This window comes from Rhodococcus sp. Z13 (assembly GCF_025837095.1).
Lineage (GTDB): Bacteria > Actinomycetota > Actinomycetes > Mycobacteriales > Mycobacteriaceae > Rhodococcus > Rhodococcus sacchari.
Genome location: NZ_CP107551.1, coordinates 3075735 through 3092204, shown reverse-complemented (window position 1 = coordinate 3092204; position 16470 = coordinate 3075735). Strand labels below are relative to the sequence as shown.

16 protein-coding genes are annotated in these 16470 nt (G+C 69.7%); 12 read left to right on the top strand and 4 right to left on the bottom strand.

Going from position 1 to position 16470, the window contains the following annotated elements; all coding sequences use genetic code 11:
- Positions 1 to 21: 21 nt before the first annotated feature.
- The 3 genes from OED52_RS14230 (at position 22) to secA (ending at position 4556) form a co-directional block, all read left to right on the top strand.
- Positions 22 to 666 carry a ComF family protein gene (locus tag OED52_RS14230; RefSeq protein ID WP_264151512.1) on the top strand — a complete coding sequence of 215 codons (645 nt, stop codon included), beginning with the start codon at positions 22 to 24 and terminating at the stop codon, positions 664 to 666.
- 260 nt (positions 667 to 926) lie between these two features.
- Complete coding sequence (gene hpf / locus OED52_RS14225; RefSeq protein ID WP_264154712.1) at positions 927 to 1595, top strand: ribosome hibernation-promoting factor, HPF/YfiA family; 669 nt, start codon at positions 927 to 929, stop codon at positions 1593 to 1595.
- 183 nt (positions 1596 to 1778) lie between these two features.
- Positions 1779 to 4556 (top strand): preprotein translocase subunit SecA, encoded by a 2778-nt coding sequence (gene secA, locus OED52_RS14220; RefSeq protein ID WP_413247764.1) that lies wholly within the window; start codon positions 1779 to 1781, stop codon positions 4554 to 4556.
- Positions 4557 to 4589: 33 nt separating this feature from the next.
- Here secA and OED52_RS14215 read toward each other — a convergent pair whose 3' ends face one another.
- Positions 4590 to 5135, bottom strand: coding sequence for an Rv3235 family protein (locus OED52_RS14215; RefSeq protein ID WP_264151510.1), 546 nt, complete (start codon positions 5133 to 5135; stop codon positions 4590 to 4592).
- Positions 5136 to 5285: 150 nt separating this feature from the next.
- Between OED52_RS14215 and OED52_RS14210 the strand changes: the two genes are divergently transcribed.
- From OED52_RS14210 to OED52_RS14185, 6 genes are all read left to right on the top strand, one after another.
- On the top strand, positions 5286 to 5777 hold the full coding sequence (locus OED52_RS14210) for an HAD-IA family hydrolase (RefSeq protein ID WP_264154711.1): 492 nt from the start codon (positions 5286 to 5288) through the stop codon (positions 5775 to 5777).
- Positions 5771 to 7180, top strand: a complete 1410-nt coding sequence (locus tag OED52_RS14205; RefSeq protein ID WP_264151509.1) for a WS/DGAT/MGAT family O-acyltransferase — start codon at positions 5771 to 5773, stop codon at positions 7178 to 7180. Before OED52_RS14210 ends, OED52_RS14205 begins: the two co-directional genes overlap by 7 nt.
- A 3-nt stretch (positions 7181 to 7183) precedes the next feature.
- Positions 7184 to 7693, top strand: coding sequence for a DUF6912 family protein (locus tag OED52_RS14200; RefSeq protein WP_264151508.1), 510 nt, complete (start codon positions 7184 to 7186; stop codon positions 7691 to 7693).
- Positions 7694 to 7794: 101 nt separating this feature from the next.
- The gene (locus OED52_RS14195; protein ID WP_264151507.1) at positions 7795 to 8925 is read left to right on the top strand and encodes a ferredoxin reductase; all 1131 of its coding nucleotides are present in this window, start codon (positions 7795 to 7797) and stop codon (positions 8923 to 8925) included.
- A gap of 31 nt (positions 8926 to 8956) precedes the next feature.
- On the top strand, positions 8957 to 10243 hold the full coding sequence (locus OED52_RS14190) for a fatty acid desaturase family protein (protein ID WP_264151506.1): 1287 nt from the start codon (positions 8957 to 8959) through the stop codon (positions 10241 to 10243).
- Positions 10244 to 10306: 63 nt separating this feature from the next.
- Entirely contained in the window at positions 10307 to 11542 is a 1236-nt protein-coding gene (locus tag OED52_RS14185; protein ID WP_264151505.1) for a fatty acid desaturase family protein, read from the top strand.
- A 54-nt stretch (positions 11543 to 11596) separates the two neighbouring features.
- Here OED52_RS14185 and rsgA read toward each other — a convergent pair whose 3' ends face one another.
- Together rsgA and aroA are read right to left on the bottom strand one after the other, a co-directional pair.
- On the bottom strand, positions 11597 to 12616 hold the full coding sequence (gene rsgA, locus OED52_RS14180) for a ribosome small subunit-dependent GTPase A (RefSeq protein WP_264151504.1): 1020 nt from the start codon (positions 12614 to 12616) through the stop codon (positions 11597 to 11599).
- Positions 12583 to 13869: a 3-phosphoshikimate 1-carboxyvinyltransferase gene (aroA, locus tag OED52_RS14175; RefSeq protein ID WP_264154710.1), complete on the bottom strand. Its 1287-nt coding sequence runs from the start codon at positions 13867 to 13869 to the stop codon at positions 12583 to 12585. Before aroA ends, rsgA begins: the two co-directional genes overlap by 34 nt.
- 67 nt (positions 13870 to 13936) lie before the next feature.
- On the opposite strand from aroA, the gene OED52_RS14170 reads away from it, so the two are divergent.
- Positions 13937 to 14683, top strand: a complete 747-nt coding sequence (locus tag OED52_RS14170; protein WP_264151503.1) for an SOS response-associated peptidase — start codon at positions 13937 to 13939, stop codon at positions 14681 to 14683.
- Positions 14684 to 14707: 24 nt separating this feature from the next.
- Here the strand turns inward: OED52_RS14170 and ybaK are convergent, their stop codons facing one another.
- On the bottom strand, positions 14708 to 15205 hold the full coding sequence (ybaK, locus tag OED52_RS14165) for a Cys-tRNA(Pro) deacylase (protein ID WP_264151502.1): 498 nt from the start codon (positions 15203 to 15205) through the stop codon (positions 14708 to 14710).
- A gap of 330 nt (positions 15206 to 15535) precedes the next feature.
- On the opposite strand from ybaK, the gene OED52_RS14160 reads away from it, so the two are divergent.
- Entirely contained in the window at positions 15536 to 16180 is a 645-nt protein-coding gene (locus tag OED52_RS14160; RefSeq protein ID WP_413247763.1) for a sigma-70 family RNA polymerase sigma factor, read from the top strand.
- On the top strand, positions 16177 to 16455 hold the full coding sequence (gene rsrA / locus OED52_RS14155) for a mycothiol system anti-sigma-R factor (RefSeq protein ID WP_264151499.1): 279 nt from the start codon (positions 16177 to 16179) through the stop codon (positions 16453 to 16455). The genes OED52_RS14160 and rsrA overlap by 4 nt, the downstream gene beginning before the upstream one ends.
- The last annotated feature ends 15 nt before the right edge of the window (positions 16456 to 16470 follow it).

Genomic DNA, 16470 nt, shown 5'->3' with positions numbered 1-16470 from the left:
GACGGCCTGCACACTGCCGTTGTGCTCGCCGCCCTCCTCGACCTCGTGCTGCCCCTCGCGTGCGGAGGGTGCGGCGCCGCAGGCACGTCCTGGTGCCGCCGCTGCGCCGCCGAACTCGCCGACCATCCGGCCCGCGTGACACCCCGCGTCGACCCCGGGGTGCCGGTGTGGAGTCTCGGCCCGTACACGGGCGCCCGACGCCGCGCCGTGATCGTCGCGAAGGAACGCGGTCGCCGCGACCTCGCCGCCCCGCTCGGGTTCGCGTGGGCGGTCGCGGTGTCGCGGCTGCGGCGCTGGGGCGAACTGCCGGCCGGTCCGCTGCTCGTCGTGCCCGCCCCCACCCGGGTCCGGGCCGCGCGGGCGCGGGGCGGCGATCCCGTCACCCGCGCGGCCCGCGGAGCCGCGGACCACGACCGGCGCCTGCACGTGCACCCCGTCCTGCGCACCACCGCCGGGGTGCGCGACTCCGTGGGACTCGACGCCGCGGCCCGGCAACGCAATCTCGCGGGCCGGATCGTGGTGCGCGCAGGAGCGGTGCCGCGGACGCTGCCGGTGCTCGTCGTCGACGACGTGGTCACCACCGGCGCCACCGCCCGCGAGGCCGTACGCGCCCTCCGGAAGGCGGGTTTCCGACCGGTCGGAGTGCTCACTTCCGCCCACGCCTGATCCCGTCTCCGAGGGTCGCCGGACCCCCTCGCCGAGGGCCGGCGGACCCCTTCCACACGGGCGAACAGGTGACGCGCGGTGAAATAGCGCGGGAACGGTGGCACACGGGTCGGTTACGTACTACCGTCGCAATCAGACCCGGAAACAACAAGGTAGACGGGTGGAAACGCCTGTTCTTCCGATTCCGGGCGAGTGCCCTCGTGGCGCTCATCGACAATGCCGGCGCGCGGGCTGCGCCGGCCGAAACTCGGGAGGTACGCGTGACGACCCCTTCGAAGTCCAGAGTTTCCGTTGCAGAGGCAGATGCCGCTACGGAAGGCCCCCGTGCCGACGTTGTCGTGAAAGGACGCAACGTCGAGGTCCCCGATCACTTCCGGATCTACGTCTCCGAGAAACTCGCTCGGCTCGAGCGTTTCGATCCGACGATCTTCATCTTCGACGTCGAGTTGCAGCACGAACGCAACCGCCGTCAGAGGAAGAGTTGTCAGCGAGTCGAGATCACAGCCCGAGGGAAGGGCCCCATCGTGCGGGCCGAGGCCAGCGCCGACAGCTTCTACGCGGCCTTCGAGTCGGTGATCGGCAAGCTGGAGGCACGACTGCGTCGCACCAAGGAACGCCGGAAGGTGTCCTACGGCGAGAAGACGCCGGTGTCGGTCGCGGAAGCGACGGCAGCCCTCGCGCAGGACGACTCGTTGGGAATCTCCCAGGACCTGTCGCTCTCCGACTACGACAAGGAACCGCAGGACGGTCCCGGTCGTATCGTGCGCGTGAAGGAGCACAACGCCCAGCCGATGACCGTCGACGACGCCCTCTACGAGATGGAACTCGTCGGTCACGACTTCTACCTGTTCCACGACAAGGAGACGGACAGGCCGTCCGTCGTGTACCGGAGGCACGCCTTCGACTACGGTCTGATCAGGCTCGTGTGAGCCACGCGGAGTGACCGAAGGCACCTCGCCATCGCGGTCGCTTCGCTGCAGCGCCTACCATGGAATCCGGCCGGGGTCCGACAAGGCCTCGGCCGGATTTCTTGTCCGTGCAGGTACCCGAGATTGAGGACGAACACACCAGTGCTGTCGCTGACGAAGCTGCTCCGGATCGGTGAAGGTCGCATGGTCAAGCGGCTCAAGCACATCGCCGAACACGTCGATTCCCTCTCTCCGGACTTCGAGGCCCTGACCGACGCCGAGCTCCGCGCCAAGACGGACGAGTTCCGCGCCCGCTACCAGGACGGCGAGACGCTCGACGATCTGCTGCCGGAGGCCTTCGCGACCGCCCGGGAGGCGTCCTTCCGGGTGCTCGGCCAGAAGCACTATCTCGTGCAGATCATGGGCGGCGCGGCGCTGCACTTCGGCAACATCGCCGAGATGAAGACCGGTGAGGGCAAGACCCTCACCTGTGTGCTGCCGGCCTACCTCAACGCCATCTCCGGCGACGGCGTCCACGTCGTCACCGTCAACGACTACCTCGCCAAGCGCGACTCCGAGTGGATGGGCCGCGTCCACCGCTTCCTCGGCCTCGACACCGCCGTGATCCTGTCCGGCATGAGCCCGGCCCAGCGCCGCGCGGCCTACGCCGCCGACATCACCTACGGCACGAACAACGAGTTCGGCTTCGACTACCTGCGCGACAACATGACGCACTCGCTGGACGACCTCGTCCAGCGCGGCCACAACTACGCGATCGTCGACGAGGTCGACTCGATCCTCATCGACGAGGCCCGCACCCCGCTCATCATCTCGGGCCCGGCCGACTCGTCGAGCAAGTGGTACTCCGAGTTCGCCCGCATCGCGACGCTGCTCAAGCGCGACGTGCACTACGAGGTCGACATCCGCAAGCGCACCATCGGTGTGCACGAGGCGGGCGTCGAATTCGTCGAGGACCAGCTCGGCATCGACAACCTCTACGAGGCCGCGAACTCGCCGCTGGTGAGCTACCTCAACAACGCCATCAAGGCCAAGGAGCTCTACACCAAGGACAAGGACTACATCGTCCGCAACGGCGAGGTCGTCATCGTCGACGAGTTCACCGGCCGCATCCTGTCCGGTCGCCGCTACAACGAGGGCATGCACCAGGCGATCGAGGCCAAGGAAGGCGTCGAGATCAAGGCCGAGAACCAGACGCTCGCCACGATCACCCTGCAGAACTACTTCCGTCTCTACGACAAGCTGTCCGGCATGACCGGTACGGCCGAGACCGAGGCCGCCGAGCTGCACCAGATCTACAACCTCGGTGTCATCCCGATCCCGACGAACAAGCCGATGGTCCGCGTCGACCAGGGCGACCTGATCTACAAGACGGAGGAGGCGAAGTTCGCCGCCGTCGTCGACGACGTCGTCGAGCGTCACGAGAAGGGCCAGCCCGTCCTCATCGGCACGACCAGCGTCGAGCGGTCGGAGTACCTGTCGCGGCAGCTCACCAAGCGCGGCGTGCCGCACAGCGTCCTCAATGCGAAGTTCCACGAGCAGGAAGCGCAGATCATCGCCCAGGCCGGCCGGTCCGGCGCGGTGACGGTCGCGACGAACATGGCCGGTCGCGGTACCGACGTCGTGCTCGGCGGCAACCCCGACATCCTCGCCGACATCGCGCTGCGCAAGCGCGGCCTCGATCCGGTCAACACGCCGGAGGAGTACGAGGCGGCCTGGGACGAGACCCTCGAGCGGCTCAAGGCAGAGTCGAAGGCCGACGCCGAGAAGGTGCGCGCCGCCGGCGGCCTGTACGTGCTCGGCACCGAGCGGCACGAGTCCCGTCGTATCGACAACCAGCTGCGCGGCCGCTCCGGCCGTCAGGGCGATCCCGGCGAGTCGCGGTTCTACCTGTCGCTCGGCGACGAGTTGATGCGGCGCTTCAACGGCGCGGCTCTCGAGTCGATCATGACGCGGCTGAACCTGCCCGACGACGTGCCGATCGAGGCGAAGATGGTCTCCAAGGCCATCAAGAGCGCGCAGACGCAGGTCGAGCAGCAGAACTTCGAGATCCGCAAGAACGTCCTCAAGTACGACGAGGTGATGAACCAGCAGCGCACCGTCATCTACGAGGAACGCCGCCGGATCCTGCGCGGCGAGGACCTCGAGGGCCAGGTGCAGCACATGCTCACCGACGTCGTCACCGCCTACGTCGACGGCGCGACCGCCGAGGGGTACGTCGAGGACTGGGATCTCGAGCAGCTGTGGACGGCACTCAAGACCCTCTACCCCGTGGGTGTCGACCACAAGAAGCTCGTCGCCGAGAACGAGGACCTCGACCGCAACGGCCTGCTCGAGGTGCTGCTCGCCGACGCCCGCGCCGCCTACGAGCGTCGCGAGGCCGAGATCGAGGGCATCGCCGGTGAGGGCGCGATGCGCGAACTCGAGCGCCGCGTGCTGCTGTCGGTCCTCGACCGCAAGTGGCGCGAGCACCTCTACGAGATGGACTACCTCAAGGAGGGCATCGGCCTGCGTGCGATGGCGCAGCGCGACCCGCTCGTGGAGTACCAGCGCGAGGGTTACGACATGTTCACGGCCATGCTCGACGGCCTGAAGGAGGAGTCCGTCGGATTCCTGTTCAACCTGCAGGTCGAGGCGGCGAAGCCGCAGCCGTCCGCGGGTGTCCGGCTCGACGCCGCCTCCGCCGCCGCGACCGCGAGGACCGCCCCGAGCCTGTCCAAGGCCGCACCCGCCGGGGCCACCCCCGCCGGGGAGCAGGCAGCGCCCGCCCCGGCGGCGCTCACCGCGAAGGGTCTCGACGAGACCGAGCGGCGCCTGACCTACGTCGGCCCCGGTGAGGACGGCCGCGCCCAGGTGACCGGCACCAGCGGGGGCGAGACCACCGCCGGTGCCCGCCCGGCCGGTTCGCGCAAGGAGCGCCGCGCCGCCGCTCGGCGCGACGCCAAGGCCGACAAGCGCCGCTAGCTCCCGAGGGACTCCGACACACGACCCTGTGGCTCAGCCGAGCCACAGGGTCGTGATCGTCCAGCGTCTCGGTGCGCGGGCGCGGGGCGCAGCGAGCACCATCCGCCCGGCGAAGGCGAACACCCGCGGCCCCCGGCTGTAGCTGCCGAAGATCTCGGCGGTCTCCGCGTCGACGGCCCGCACCCGCGTCCGCAGCAGCACCGCGGCTCCGCGGCCGGCGCGCGCCGACCGGGATCCGGCGACGGTGGTGACGATCCGCGGGTCGAGCACCGTCTTCAGCTGCGCGACCGGCCGACGCCCGTCGATCGCTTCGAGGACCAGGCGCAGCGCGGATTCGGCGAACCGGGCCGCCCCCGGTTCGAGGACGATCCCGGGTGCGGGTCGTGCCGGCCGCCCGGAGCGGCCGTCGTGCGGGGTCTGCCGCGGCACGGCGTGCCCGCGGACGGCGCGGCGGCGAGGGAGACTCGCGGTGGCGGCTGTGGGTGCGATGGCTGTGGGCTCGAGGGCCGGTAGTTCCACGGCCGGGGGTTCCACACGGACGAGGCGGCGGACGTAGCGGCCGGTGTGACGATCGGACACGGATCCCTCCCGAGAGAAGAAACGACGGACCACCGGTCGGAGACCGGTGCGGTGTGGCTCGGGAGAGGACGAACCGCGACGATGATGCCACGACCGGGTGCCGGTTCGCAGCACGAGGAACCGGCCGCGGCGGCATACGGTGGTCTGGTGCTGCGAGGACTGGTGCTCGATGTCGGTGGTGTGCTCGTCGGTCCGGGAACCGACCCGGAGACCATCGGTGCCGTGGTGCGGCACCTGCGCGGGCGCGGGGTGCACACCGCCCTGCTCAGCAACGACCCCGGCGGCCCCGGCGCGCAGTGGCTGCGCGACCTCGAGGGCCCGTTCGTCGACCGGGTGGTGCTCTCCGGAGACGTCGGGATCGCCAAACCGGACCCGGAGAGCTACCGGCTGGTGGCCCGTCTGCTCGACCTCGAACCCGGCGACTGCGTCTTCGTCGACGACTTCGTCGGCAATGTGCGCGGCGCCGCCGCTGCGGGGATGGTCGGTGTCCACCATGATGGTTCACGCGAAGTACTGACGGAATTGGCCGTACTCTTCGATATCGACCTCGCCGGGCTCGACGACGCACCCCCCGACGGTGCGGCGGCGGACCGGCGCCGGACAGGAGGTTCTGCGCTGGAGGGGGACACGCGACGATGGTGACTCGGATGACGGCGCAGGACGCGTCGTACTACTACCTGGAGACGAGCGACACGCCGATGCACATCGGCTCGCTGGCCATCCTCGAACCTCCCGAGAGCGGATTCGACCACGAGGATGTCCTGAAGCTGGTCGAGCAGCGGCTGCCCGAGGTGCCGCGGTACCGGAAGAAGGTGCGGGAGGTCGCATTCGGGTTGTCGCGCCCGGTCTGGGTCGACGACCGCGACTTCGACATCACCTATCACGTGCGGCGCTCGGCCCTCCCGAAGCCCGGTTCCGACGAGCAGCTGCACGACCTCGTCGCGCGCCTGGTCTCCCGGCCGCTCGATCGCACCCGGCCGCTGTGGGAGATGTATCTCGTCGAGGGTCTGGCCGGCGGGCGCGTCGCGCTGTTCATCAAATCGCACTCGGCGCTCGTCGACGGGGAGGAGTCGCTCGAGATCGGGCAGGTTCTCTTCGACAAGGACCCGGTGCCCCGGAAGACGCCGGAAGAACTGTGGATGCCCGAGCGGGAACCCTCGGACACCGAGTTGCTGGTGGGTGCCCTCGCCGATCTGGTGGCCCGGCCGGGGGAGGGGGTGGCCGCCGTCCGCAACGCGGTGGGGGATCTCGCATCGACCCTCACCGACACCGTCGAGGCCGTCGGTCGCCTGGCCCGCACGGCCACGCAGTCGGCGCCCGAGACGCCGCTGAACACCTCGATCTCGCGGAGCCGCCGGTTCGCGGTGGTGCGTTCCGACCTCGCGCCGTACCGCAAGATCCACGCGCGCTACGGCTGCACCATCAACGACGTCGTCCTCGCGGTCATCGCGGGGGCGCTGCGGTACTGGCTGCTCTCGCGCGGGGAGGCGGTCACCGAATCGACCGTGGTGCGGGTGATGGTGCCGATGTCGGTGTACGCGCAGGAACCCGACGCCGACACCACCGACGACACCATCCAGGTCCATCCCCGGGGCGAGATCTCGTCCTTCCTGCTCGACCTGCCGGTGGGGGAGCCGAACGCGGTGGTGCGGCTGTCGCACATCGCGCATGCCGGGGAGGCCTACGAGCGGCAGCGGCGGCGGATCTCCGCGCAGTCGATGATCCGGCTGTCCGGTTTCGCGCCGGCGACGATGCACGCGGTGGGTGCCCGTGTCGCGATGGGCTTCTCCCAGCGCATGTTCAATCTCATGATCACCAACGCGCCGGGGCCGCAGCACCCCCTCTACCTGGCGGGTGCGCGGCTGCTGGAGATGTACCCGGTGGCGCCGCTGCTGCGGAATCAGGCGTTGAGCATCGCGCTGACGTCCTACGACGGCAGCATCTACTACGGTTTGAATGCGGATCGCGACGCGATGCCGGACGTCGAGGTGGCATCGACGTTGCTACAGGAATCACTCGAGGAGTTGTTGGATGCCGGTAGGTGAGAAGTGACGCGTGTCTATGTACCGGCAACGCTCGCGATGGTGCAGCGGCTCGTGGCCGACGACGAGGTGGACGCGGTGGGCCGCACGGCCTTCGCGGTGACCCCCGCCCTGCGGGAGGCCTACACGGCCGGTGACGACGAGGAACTCGCCGAGGTCGCGATGGCGGAGGCGGCGCGTGCGTCGCTGCGGTTGCTCGCCGACGAGAAGCCGGGAGAGCATCCTGCCTTCACCTCCCGCCGCGTGGTCATCGCCGCGGACGTCGGCGACGTGAAGCCGCGCCCGGATCTCGACGACGCGGTGGTCAAGCTCCCCGGGGCGATCCCGATGTCGGCGGTGGCGTCCGTGCACATCGATCTGCAGGAGGCGGAGACCGACATCGCCCGCGCCCGCGAGGTGATCGACCAGGCGGATCTGGGGGACGAGGAAGCCGAGTTCGTGCTCGGTGACGCCGAGGACCACGAGCTCGCCTGGTACGCGGCACAGGAGCTGCCGTTCCTGCTCGAACTGCTCTGATCCCGGGTGCCGGTGGCGGGTATCGCGCTCACGGAAAACCTACGCTACCGTAACCTCTGATAACCTACGGAGGCGTAACCGGAGTGAGGAGAAGCGGTCGGATGGGTCTCAAGGAATGGATCGAGAAGCCTGCGGCGCACGTCGCGACGAGGGATCGATCGATCTCCAACATCCTGCGCGGCGCCGCGGCCCGGCTGACGACGCCTCTGCTGCCCGACGACTACCTGCACCTGGTCAACCCGCTGTGGTCGGCACGTGAGCTGCGTGGCCGCATCGTGTCGGTGTCCCGGGAGACGCCGGACTCCGCGACGATCGTCATCCGCCCGGGCTGGGGTTTCGACTTCGACTACGCCCCGGGTCAGTACATCGGCATCGGCCTGCACATCGACGGCCGCTGGCACTGGCGGTCCTACTCGCTGACCTCGGCGCCGACCCGTGACGAGAAGCTCATCTCCATCGCGGTCAAGGCGATGCCCGAGGGTTTCCTGTCGACCCACCTCGTGGGCGGTGTGCCGGAGGGCACGGTCGTGCGCCTCGCGGCCCCGAAGGGCGACTTCGTGCTGCCCGACCCGCCGCCGGAGAAGATCCTGTTCCTCACCGCCGGCAGTGGCGTCACCCCGATCATGTCGATGCTGCGCACCCTCGACCGCCGTGCGGGCGAGCGCGAGCTCGACCTGCCCGACGTCGTGCACGTCCACTCGGCGCCCACCGCCGACCGGGTGATGTTCCGTTCCGAGCTCGAGCGCCTCGACGCCACGCACGACAAGTTCCGCGTGTACATCCGGCACACGCGTGATCAGGGCAAGTTCGCGCTGTCCGAGCTCGACGAGGTGTGCCCCGACTGGCGCGAGCGGCAAACCTGGGCGTGTGGCCCGCAGCAGATGCTCGACGACATCACCGCGCACTGGTCCGCGGCCGGGATCGAGGACCGCGTGCACCTCGAACGGTTCGCCGTCAGCCGCGCCGACACCTCCGGCTCGGGTGGGACGATCACCTTCGCGAAGTCCGGAAAGACGGTTACCGTGGACGGTGCGACCACGATTCTGGAGGCCGGTGAGAAGGTCGGCGCGCTGATGCCGTTCGGCTGCCGCATGGGAATCTGTCAGACTTGTGTGGTGCCGCTCGAGAAGGGGCACGTCGTCGATCTGCGATCCGGCAAGGAACGCGCAGAGGGCGAACGCGTCCAGACCTGTATCTCCGCTGCGGCCGGTGACTGCACGTTGGATGTGTAGACACCGACCGCAACCTGCTTAGGAATCCTGCTTGGCCATCACCGACATCCGTGCATTCGCACATCTGACAGAAACCGATATCGTTTCTCTGGCAAACGAATTCGATGCCATTCGGCGGGATGTGGAGAATTCGCGCGGCCCGCGGGACGCCCGCTACGTCCATTCCGTCATCCGCCTGCAGCGCGGACTCGAGGTGGTGGGCCGGTGCCTGCTGTTCGGTTCGCGTCACCGGTCGCGCTGGGTCGCCGGGACGACCGCGCTGTCGCTCGCGAAGATCATCGAGAACATGGAGCTCGGGCACAACGTGATGCACGGGCAGTGGGACTGGATGAACGACCCGGAGATCCACTCCACCTCGTGGGAGTGGGATCAGACCGGGCCGTCCGAGCACTGGAAGCGCGCCCACAACTACGCGCACCACACCTACACCAACATCGTCGGCATGGACGAGGACGTGGGATTCGGCATCCTGCGGATGACCCGCGACGAGAAGTGGCGCCCACGCAATCTCGCGCAGCCGCTCGCCAACGTCGTGCTCGCCCTGACCTTCGAGTGGGGCATCGCGCTGCACGATCTCGCGGCCGAGAAGCAGATGCGGGGAGTGCCCCCCGCGCAGTGGAACTCGCAGCCCAACAAGGACTTCGCGGTCAAGGCGCTGCGTCAGATCGTCAAGGATCTGGTGTTCTTCCCGGCCCTGACGGGACGCAACTGGCGCAGCACGCTGTATGCGAACCTCACCGCGAACGTGGTCCGCAACATCTGGGCGTATCTGGTGATCTTCTGCGGTCACTTCCCGGACGGCGCGGAGAAGTTCACCGTCGAGCACTACGAGAACGAGACGCACGGGGAGTGGTACCTGCGTCAGCTGCTCGGCAGTGCGAACATCTCCGGCGGGAAGGCGATGGACTTCCTGACCGGCAATCTCAGCTACCAGATCGAGCACCACCTGTTCCCGGACCTGCCGAGCAATCGCTATCCGGAGATCGCCGCGCGGGTGCGGGCGCTGTGTGCCAGGTACGACCTGCCGTACACGACGGGTCCGCTGAGCCGGCAGTACCTGCTGGCACTGCGCACCATCCACAAGCTCGCCCTGCCCGACCGGTTCCTCAAGGCGACCTCCGACGATGCGCCGGAGACCTCCTCGGAGCGCAAGTTCGAGCGGCTGCGTGCCGGGGCCGCCGAGGCGCTCACCGATTCGTTGACGGGACGTCGCCGCGGCCTGCTCACCGCGCTGCGGACCCATGCCGCGCAGGCGGTCGCGGACCGGCGGGCACGGCGTGGACGGACGCGGAGTGGTAGGCTGCCCGCCGCCGTGTGATTCGCGCCACAGCCGGGAAATCGATCAACCTACGGAGCCGTAACCTACGGTAGGGTAGCCCGCATGGCGATATCGGATGTCAAGGAGTACGCGCACCTGACGGAGGCGGACGTCGAGGCCATCGGCCGCGAGCTCGATGCCATCCGGCGCGATATCGAGGAGTCGCGCGGTGAGCGCGACGCCCGATACATCCGCAACACGATCCGGTTGCAGCGAGGCCTCGAGATCGGTGGGCGTCTCGCGTTGCTCGGATCGAACAAGCGGCCCCTGTGGTGGCTCGGCACGGCCGCGCTGTCCCTCTCGAAGATCATCGAGAACATGGAGCTCGGGCACAACGTGATGCACGGGCAGTGGGACTGGATGAACGACCCGGAAGTGCACTCCGCCAACTGGGAATGGGACAACGTCGACCCGTCGGCGCACTGGAAGATCACCCACAACTACCTGCACCACAAGTACACCAACATCCTCGGCATGGACGACGATGTGGGATACGGCCTGCTGCGCGTGACCCGCGACCAGCGGTGGAAGCCGTTCTACCTCGGCAACCTCGCCTACAACGCGATCCTCGCGGCACTGTTCCAGTACGGCATCGCCATCCAGCTGCTCGAGCTCGGCAAGGTCATCCAGGGGCGCGACGACCGCGAGCTGACCAAGGCGCGCGGCAAGGAGGTGCTCGCCAAGCTCGGCAAGCAGCACCTCAAGGACTACGTCGTCTACCCGGCGCTCAGCGGCAGGTCGTGGAAGTCCACGATGAAGGCCAACGCGACGGCCAACTTCGTCCGCAACATCTGGACCAACGCGGTGATCTTCTGCGGTCACTTCCCGGACGGTGCGGAGAAGTTCACGAAAAAGGACGTCGAGAACGAGACGCGCGCCGAGTGGTACCTGCGTCAGATGCTCGGCTCCGCCAACATCTCCGGCGGCCGCGTCATGGACTTCATGACCGGCAACCTGAGCTACCAGATCGAGCACCACATCTACCCCGACCTGCCGTCCAACCGGTACGCGGAGATCGCCGTGCGCGTGCGGCAGCTGTGCGAGAAGTACGACCTGCCCTACACCACGGGTCCGCTCGCGGTGCAGTACTGGAAGTCCTGGCGCACCATCGCCAAGCTGTCGCTGCCCGACAAGTACCTCAAGGACGATCGCGACGCCGCCCCGGAGACCGCCTCCGAGAAGGGATTCGGCGGGGCGCCCGAGATCGACCCGGTCACCGGCCGGCGTGTGGGTCTGGCGACCACCATCGAGAAGACCCGCAAGCGCGGATTCATCCGTCGCGCGCTCGGCATGCGCTGATCCGAAGCACGAGAGACGAACCCCCGGCACCGACGGTGCCGGGGGTTCGCTCGTTCACCAGGGGTCGTTGGACGCCAGCGCCGCGAGCAGGTCGCGCACGGCCATCGCACGGCGGTGCGACTTGCCCTCGAGGGCGTCGAAGGCGCACTCCGGGTCGGCCGGCGGGCCGAGATGCGTGCACCCGCGCGGGCAGTCCTCGACCGCCTCGGCCAGATCCGCGAACGCTGCGACGACGTCGTCGGGTTCGATGTGGGCCAGCCCGAACGACCGGATGCCGGGGGTGTCGACCACCCACCCGCCCTCGGGGAGGGGCAGTGCCACCGACTGGGTGGAGGTGTGCCGTCCCTTGCCGACCCCGGAGACCTCGCCGGTGGCGCGGTCGGCGTCGGGCACGAGCCGGTTCACCAGCGTCGACTTGCCGACCCCGGAATGCCCGATCAGCGCGGTCAGGCGACCGTCGATCCGCTCGTGCAGGGCGGTGAGGTCGTCGCCCTGGCCCACCAGCAGCACGGGGACGTCGAGATCGGCGAAGTGCGCGGCGAACTCCTCGGGATCGGCGAGGTCGCTCTTGGTCAGCCCGAGCATCGGCTCGAGACCACCGGCGTAGGCCGCCACCAGGGCCCGCTCGACGAGACCGGTGCGGGGCGGGGGGTCGGCGAGCGCGACCACGATGAGCAGCTGTTCGGCGTTCGCGACGACCACGCGTTCGAACGGATCGGTGTCGTCGGCGGTGCGGCGCAGCACGGTGCTGCGGTCCTCCACGCGGACGATGCGCGCGAGCGTGTCGGGTCGGCCCGACAGGTCGCCGACGACCCCCACCCGGTCGCCGACCACGATGGGTGTCCGGCCGAGCTCGCGGGCCCGCATCGCCGTCATCCGCCGGTCGGGATCACCCTCGAGCACCACGCCCCAGCGGCCGCGGTCGACGGAGACGACCATGCCCTCCACCGCGTCGCGGTGGGCGGGACGGTCCTTCGTCCGGGGCCGGGAGCCGCGCCCGGGCCGTACCCGGACGTCGGACTCGTCGTATTCGCGCCGTCTCAGGAGGACCTCCCCGACAGGAACGACAGCCACAGCTCCTCGAAGCCGGGGAGGGTCTTGGCGGTGGTGCCGATGTCCTCGACCTCGATCCCGTCGACGACCAGGCCGACGATCGCTCCCGCAGTGGCCATCCGGTGGTCGGCGTAGGAGTGCCAGATGCCGCCGTGCAGCGGCGCCGGCTCGATTTCCAGGCCGTCCGCGGTCTCGGTGACGGCGCCGCCGAGACGCACGATCTCGGTGGCGAGGGCCGCGAGCCGGTCGGTCTCGTGGCCGCGCAGGTGCGCGATCCCGCGCAGCGACGACGGCGAATCGGCGAGCGCCGCGAGGGCCGCGACGGTGGGCGTCAGCTCACCGACGTCGTGCAGGTCCACGTCGATGCCGGTCAGCTTCTGCGGGCCGCGGACGGTGAGGACCCCGTCCGCCCACGACACCTCGGCGCCCATCCGCTCGAGGATGCCGCGGATCGCGTCGCCGGCCTGGGTGGTCGACTCCGGCCACAGCGGCACCGACACGGTCCCGCCCGTGACGGCCGCGGCGGCGAGGAAGGGGGTGGCGTTCGACAGGTCGGGTTCGACCGTGACGTCCACGGCGCGGATCGTCGACGGCGGCACCCGCCAGGTGTCGGGCTCGGAGGTGTCGACGACGACCCCGGCGGCCCGCAGCATCTCGACCGTCATCTCGATGTGCGGCATCGACGGCACCGGCTCACCGGAGTGACGGACCGTCACCCCCTCGTCGAAGGCCGCGCCGGACAGCAGCAGGCCCGAGACGAACTGGGAGGACGCGGAGGCGTCGATGGTCACCGAGCCGCCGCGCACCGCGCCGCGGCCGTGCACGGTGCACGGGAGGCGGTCGCCGTCGATCTCGGCGCCGAGGGCGCGCAGGGCGTCGAGGACGGTGCTCATCGGGCGGACCCGGGCCTGCTCGTCGCCGTCGAACCGCACGGTGCCGTCGGCGAGCGCCGCGACCGGCGGGACGAAGCGCATCACGGTGCCGGCGAGCCCGCAGTGGACCTCGCCGCCGCGTAGCGGCCCGGGGGTCACGTCGAGGGTGGTGCCGCCGTCGCGTTCGGTGATCGTGGCGCCGAGGGTGCGCAGCGCACCGATCATGAGGTCGGTGTCGCGGCTGCGCAGCGCGCCGCGCACCGTCGAGGGCCCATCCGCCAGCGCCGCCAGGATCAGCGCTCGGTTGGTGATCGACTTCGATCCGGGCAGCGTCACCGACGCCTCGATCGGGGACACGGCACGGGGTGCTCTCCACAAACTCACCCGACCATCTTCGCCCATCGCGGTCCGGGAGGACATCCTCGCCCGCCCGGGCCGCCCCGGGCGGGTCGGTGCGACACTCGTGCCCATGTGCGGAAGGTATGCGTCCACGGCCGACCCGGCCACGCTCGCCGTCGAACTCGATGCGCTGGACGAGACCGGCGAGACCGAACCCCGGCCGAACTACAACGTCGCCCCCACCACCGGGGTGCTCACCGTCGTTGCTCGCCACGACCGCGACGATCCCGACGGCCCGGCCCGCCGCCGCATCCGCCGCATGCGCTGGGGTCTCGTCCCGTCGTTCGCCGAGCGGATCGGGACGAGCGCGCCGCTGTTCAACGCCCGCTCGGAGTCGGTGGCCACCAAACCGAGCTTCGCGCACTCGCTGCGCTACAGACGCTGCCTGGTGCCGATGGACGGCTGGTACGAATGGCAGGTCGAACCCGCGCCGGGTGGGAAGACCCGCCGGGTGCCCTACTTCATGTCCCGCGGCGACGGGGCCCGCATCCACATGGCGGGACTGTGGTCGGTCTGGCGCGACCCGCGCGAGCCGCAGGCACCGCCGCTGCTGAGCACCACGATCCTCACCGCGCAGTCGGTGGACCGGTTGTGCAACGTCCACGAACGGATGCCGCTGATCCTGCCGCCGGACCGCTGGGACGCCTGGCTCGATCCCGACAGTCTCGGCCACCCCGACCTCATCGTGCCGAGCCTCGAGGCGGTGTCGGCCATCGAGATCCGGCGCGTGTCCGAGAAGGTCAACAGCGTGCGCAACAACGGCCCGGAACTGCTCGCCCCCGACGACGGCGCCGGCGACCAGCTGGCCCTGCTCTGACCGCCTCCCGCGGGGCGCGGCGGCTCAGGGGCCGGCGGTGATCGGCGCGACGACCGCGCCGGTCAGTCGGATCAGCTCCCGCGGATCCAGCTCGATCTCGAGGCCCCGCCGGCCCGCGCTGCACAGCACCCGGTCCCACTGCTCGGCGGAGGCGTCGACGACGGTGCGCAGCTTCCTGCGCTGCCCCAGCGGGGAGATCCCGCCGACCACGTAGCCGGTCGAGCGTTCGGCGGCGGTGTGGTCGGCCATCACGGCCTTGCCGCCTCCGAGCGCCCCGGCCACGGCCTTGAGCGAGAGGGTGTCGGGCACCGGGATCACCGCGACGGCGAGCTTGCCGTCGGACAGCGACACCACCAGCGTCTTGAAGATCTGCGCGGGGGAGACCCCGAGACGGTTGCCGAGCTCCTCCACGGCCTCCGCGCCGAACGACGCGGCGCGGGGATCGTGCTCGTACTCGTGTACGCGGTGGGCGATCTTCTCGCGTCTCAGCAGAACGGTCGCGGGAGTCGACGTCGAAGCCATTGCCCCACTGTAGGAAACCCGCGACCTGCGACACACGGGCAGGTGAAGGGGAACAACCCGCGCCGACCGGTTGTTGTGCCTTCCGGGTGCGCACCGGCCACCCGAGGACCGACGATCGGAGAATTCGTGGCAGTGACGTGTCTCGCCCCGGACCCCGTCCGGCGTCCCACCGGTCCCGACGGGGACCGCCGCCCCACCGGTCCCGACGGGGACCGCCGCCCCACCGGTCCCGACGGGGACCGCCGCCCCACCGGTCCCGACGGGGACCGCCGTCTCCCGGCTTCCGGCCCGGAGCTACCGGTAGCCTTCTCGGCAGACGTCGATGAAGGGATCGGTGTGGTCGAGGAGTCTGTGGAAGAACTGACGGAGCGGTTCGAGCGGGATGCGCTGCCCCTGCTCGACCAGCTCTACGGCGCGGCGCTGCGGATGACACGCAATCCCTCCGACGCCGAGGATCTCGTGCAGGAGACGTACATCAAGGCGTTCTCCGCCTTCCGCTCGTTCCGGGAGGGCACCAACCTCAAGGCCTGGCTGTACCGGATCCTCACCAACACCTACATCAACTCGTACCGGAAGAAGCAGCGTCAGCCCGCGCAGTACCCGACCGACGAGATCACCGACTGGCAGCTCGCGGCCACCGCCGAGCACACGTCGACCGGTCTGCGGTCGGCCGAGGTCGAGGCGCTCGACGCCCTGCCCGACGACGACATCAAGGCCGCCCTGCAGGAACTCCCCGAGGAGTTCCGCATGGCGGTGTACTACGCCGACGTCGAGGGCTTCCCCTACAAGGAGATCGCCGAGATCATGGGGACGCCGATCGGCACCGTGATGTCGAGGTTGCACCGGGGGCGGAAGCAACTGCGTGGCCTGCTCGCCGACGTGGCGCGCGAGCGGGGATTCAACCGGAACGGAGCGGTCGACGCGGCGGCCGGGCCATCGGACTCCACCGACAGCGGAAAGGGAGCACCGCAGTGAGCGAACCGGACTTCGATCGACTCGACTGCTCGGCGGTCATCGCGGACGTGTACCTGCTTCTCGACTCCGAGTGCGACGAGACCTCCCGCGAGCGCCTGCAGCGACATCTCGACGACTGCGGGTCGTGCCTCGAGGCCTACGGGATCGAGGAGAAGATCAAGGCGCTGATCGGCCGCAAGTGCCGCGGGGAACACGCCCCGGAGGGGCTGCGCGAGCGGCTGATGCTCGAGATCCGCCGCACGGTCGTGATCACCGACACCGATCCCACCGCCTGAGGCTCCCACCCACCG

What these genes read in the sequence shown, in the direction of transcription:
- ybaK (WP_264151502.1), bottom strand. Translation starts at nt 15,205, where the DNA reads ATGGCTTCGACGTCGACTCCCGCGACCGTTCTGCTGAGACGCGAGAAG.
- OED52_RS14195 (WP_264151507.1), top strand. Translation starts at nt 7,795, where the DNA reads ATGGGTCTCAAGGAATGGATCGAGAAGCCTGCGGCGCACGTCGCGACG.
- aroA (WP_264154710.1), bottom strand. Translation starts at nt 13,869, where the DNA reads ATGGGCGAAGATGGTCGGGTGAGTTTGTGGAGAGCACCCCGTGCCGTG.
- OED52_RS14205 (WP_264151509.1), top strand. Translation starts at nt 5,771, where the DNA reads ATGGTGACTCGGATGACGGCGCAGGACGCGTCGTACTACTACCTGGAG.
- secA (WP_413247764.1), top strand. Translation starts at nt 1,779, where the DNA reads ATGGTCAAGCGGCTCAAGCACATCGCCGAACACGTCGATTCCCTCTCT.
- OED52_RS14170 (WP_264151503.1), top strand. Translation starts at nt 13,937, where the DNA reads ATGTGCGGAAGGTATGCGTCCACGGCCGACCCGGCCACGCTCGCCGTC.
- OED52_RS14185 (WP_264151505.1), top strand. Translation starts at nt 10,307, where the DNA reads ATGGCGATATCGGATGTCAAGGAGTACGCGCACCTGACGGAGGCGGAC.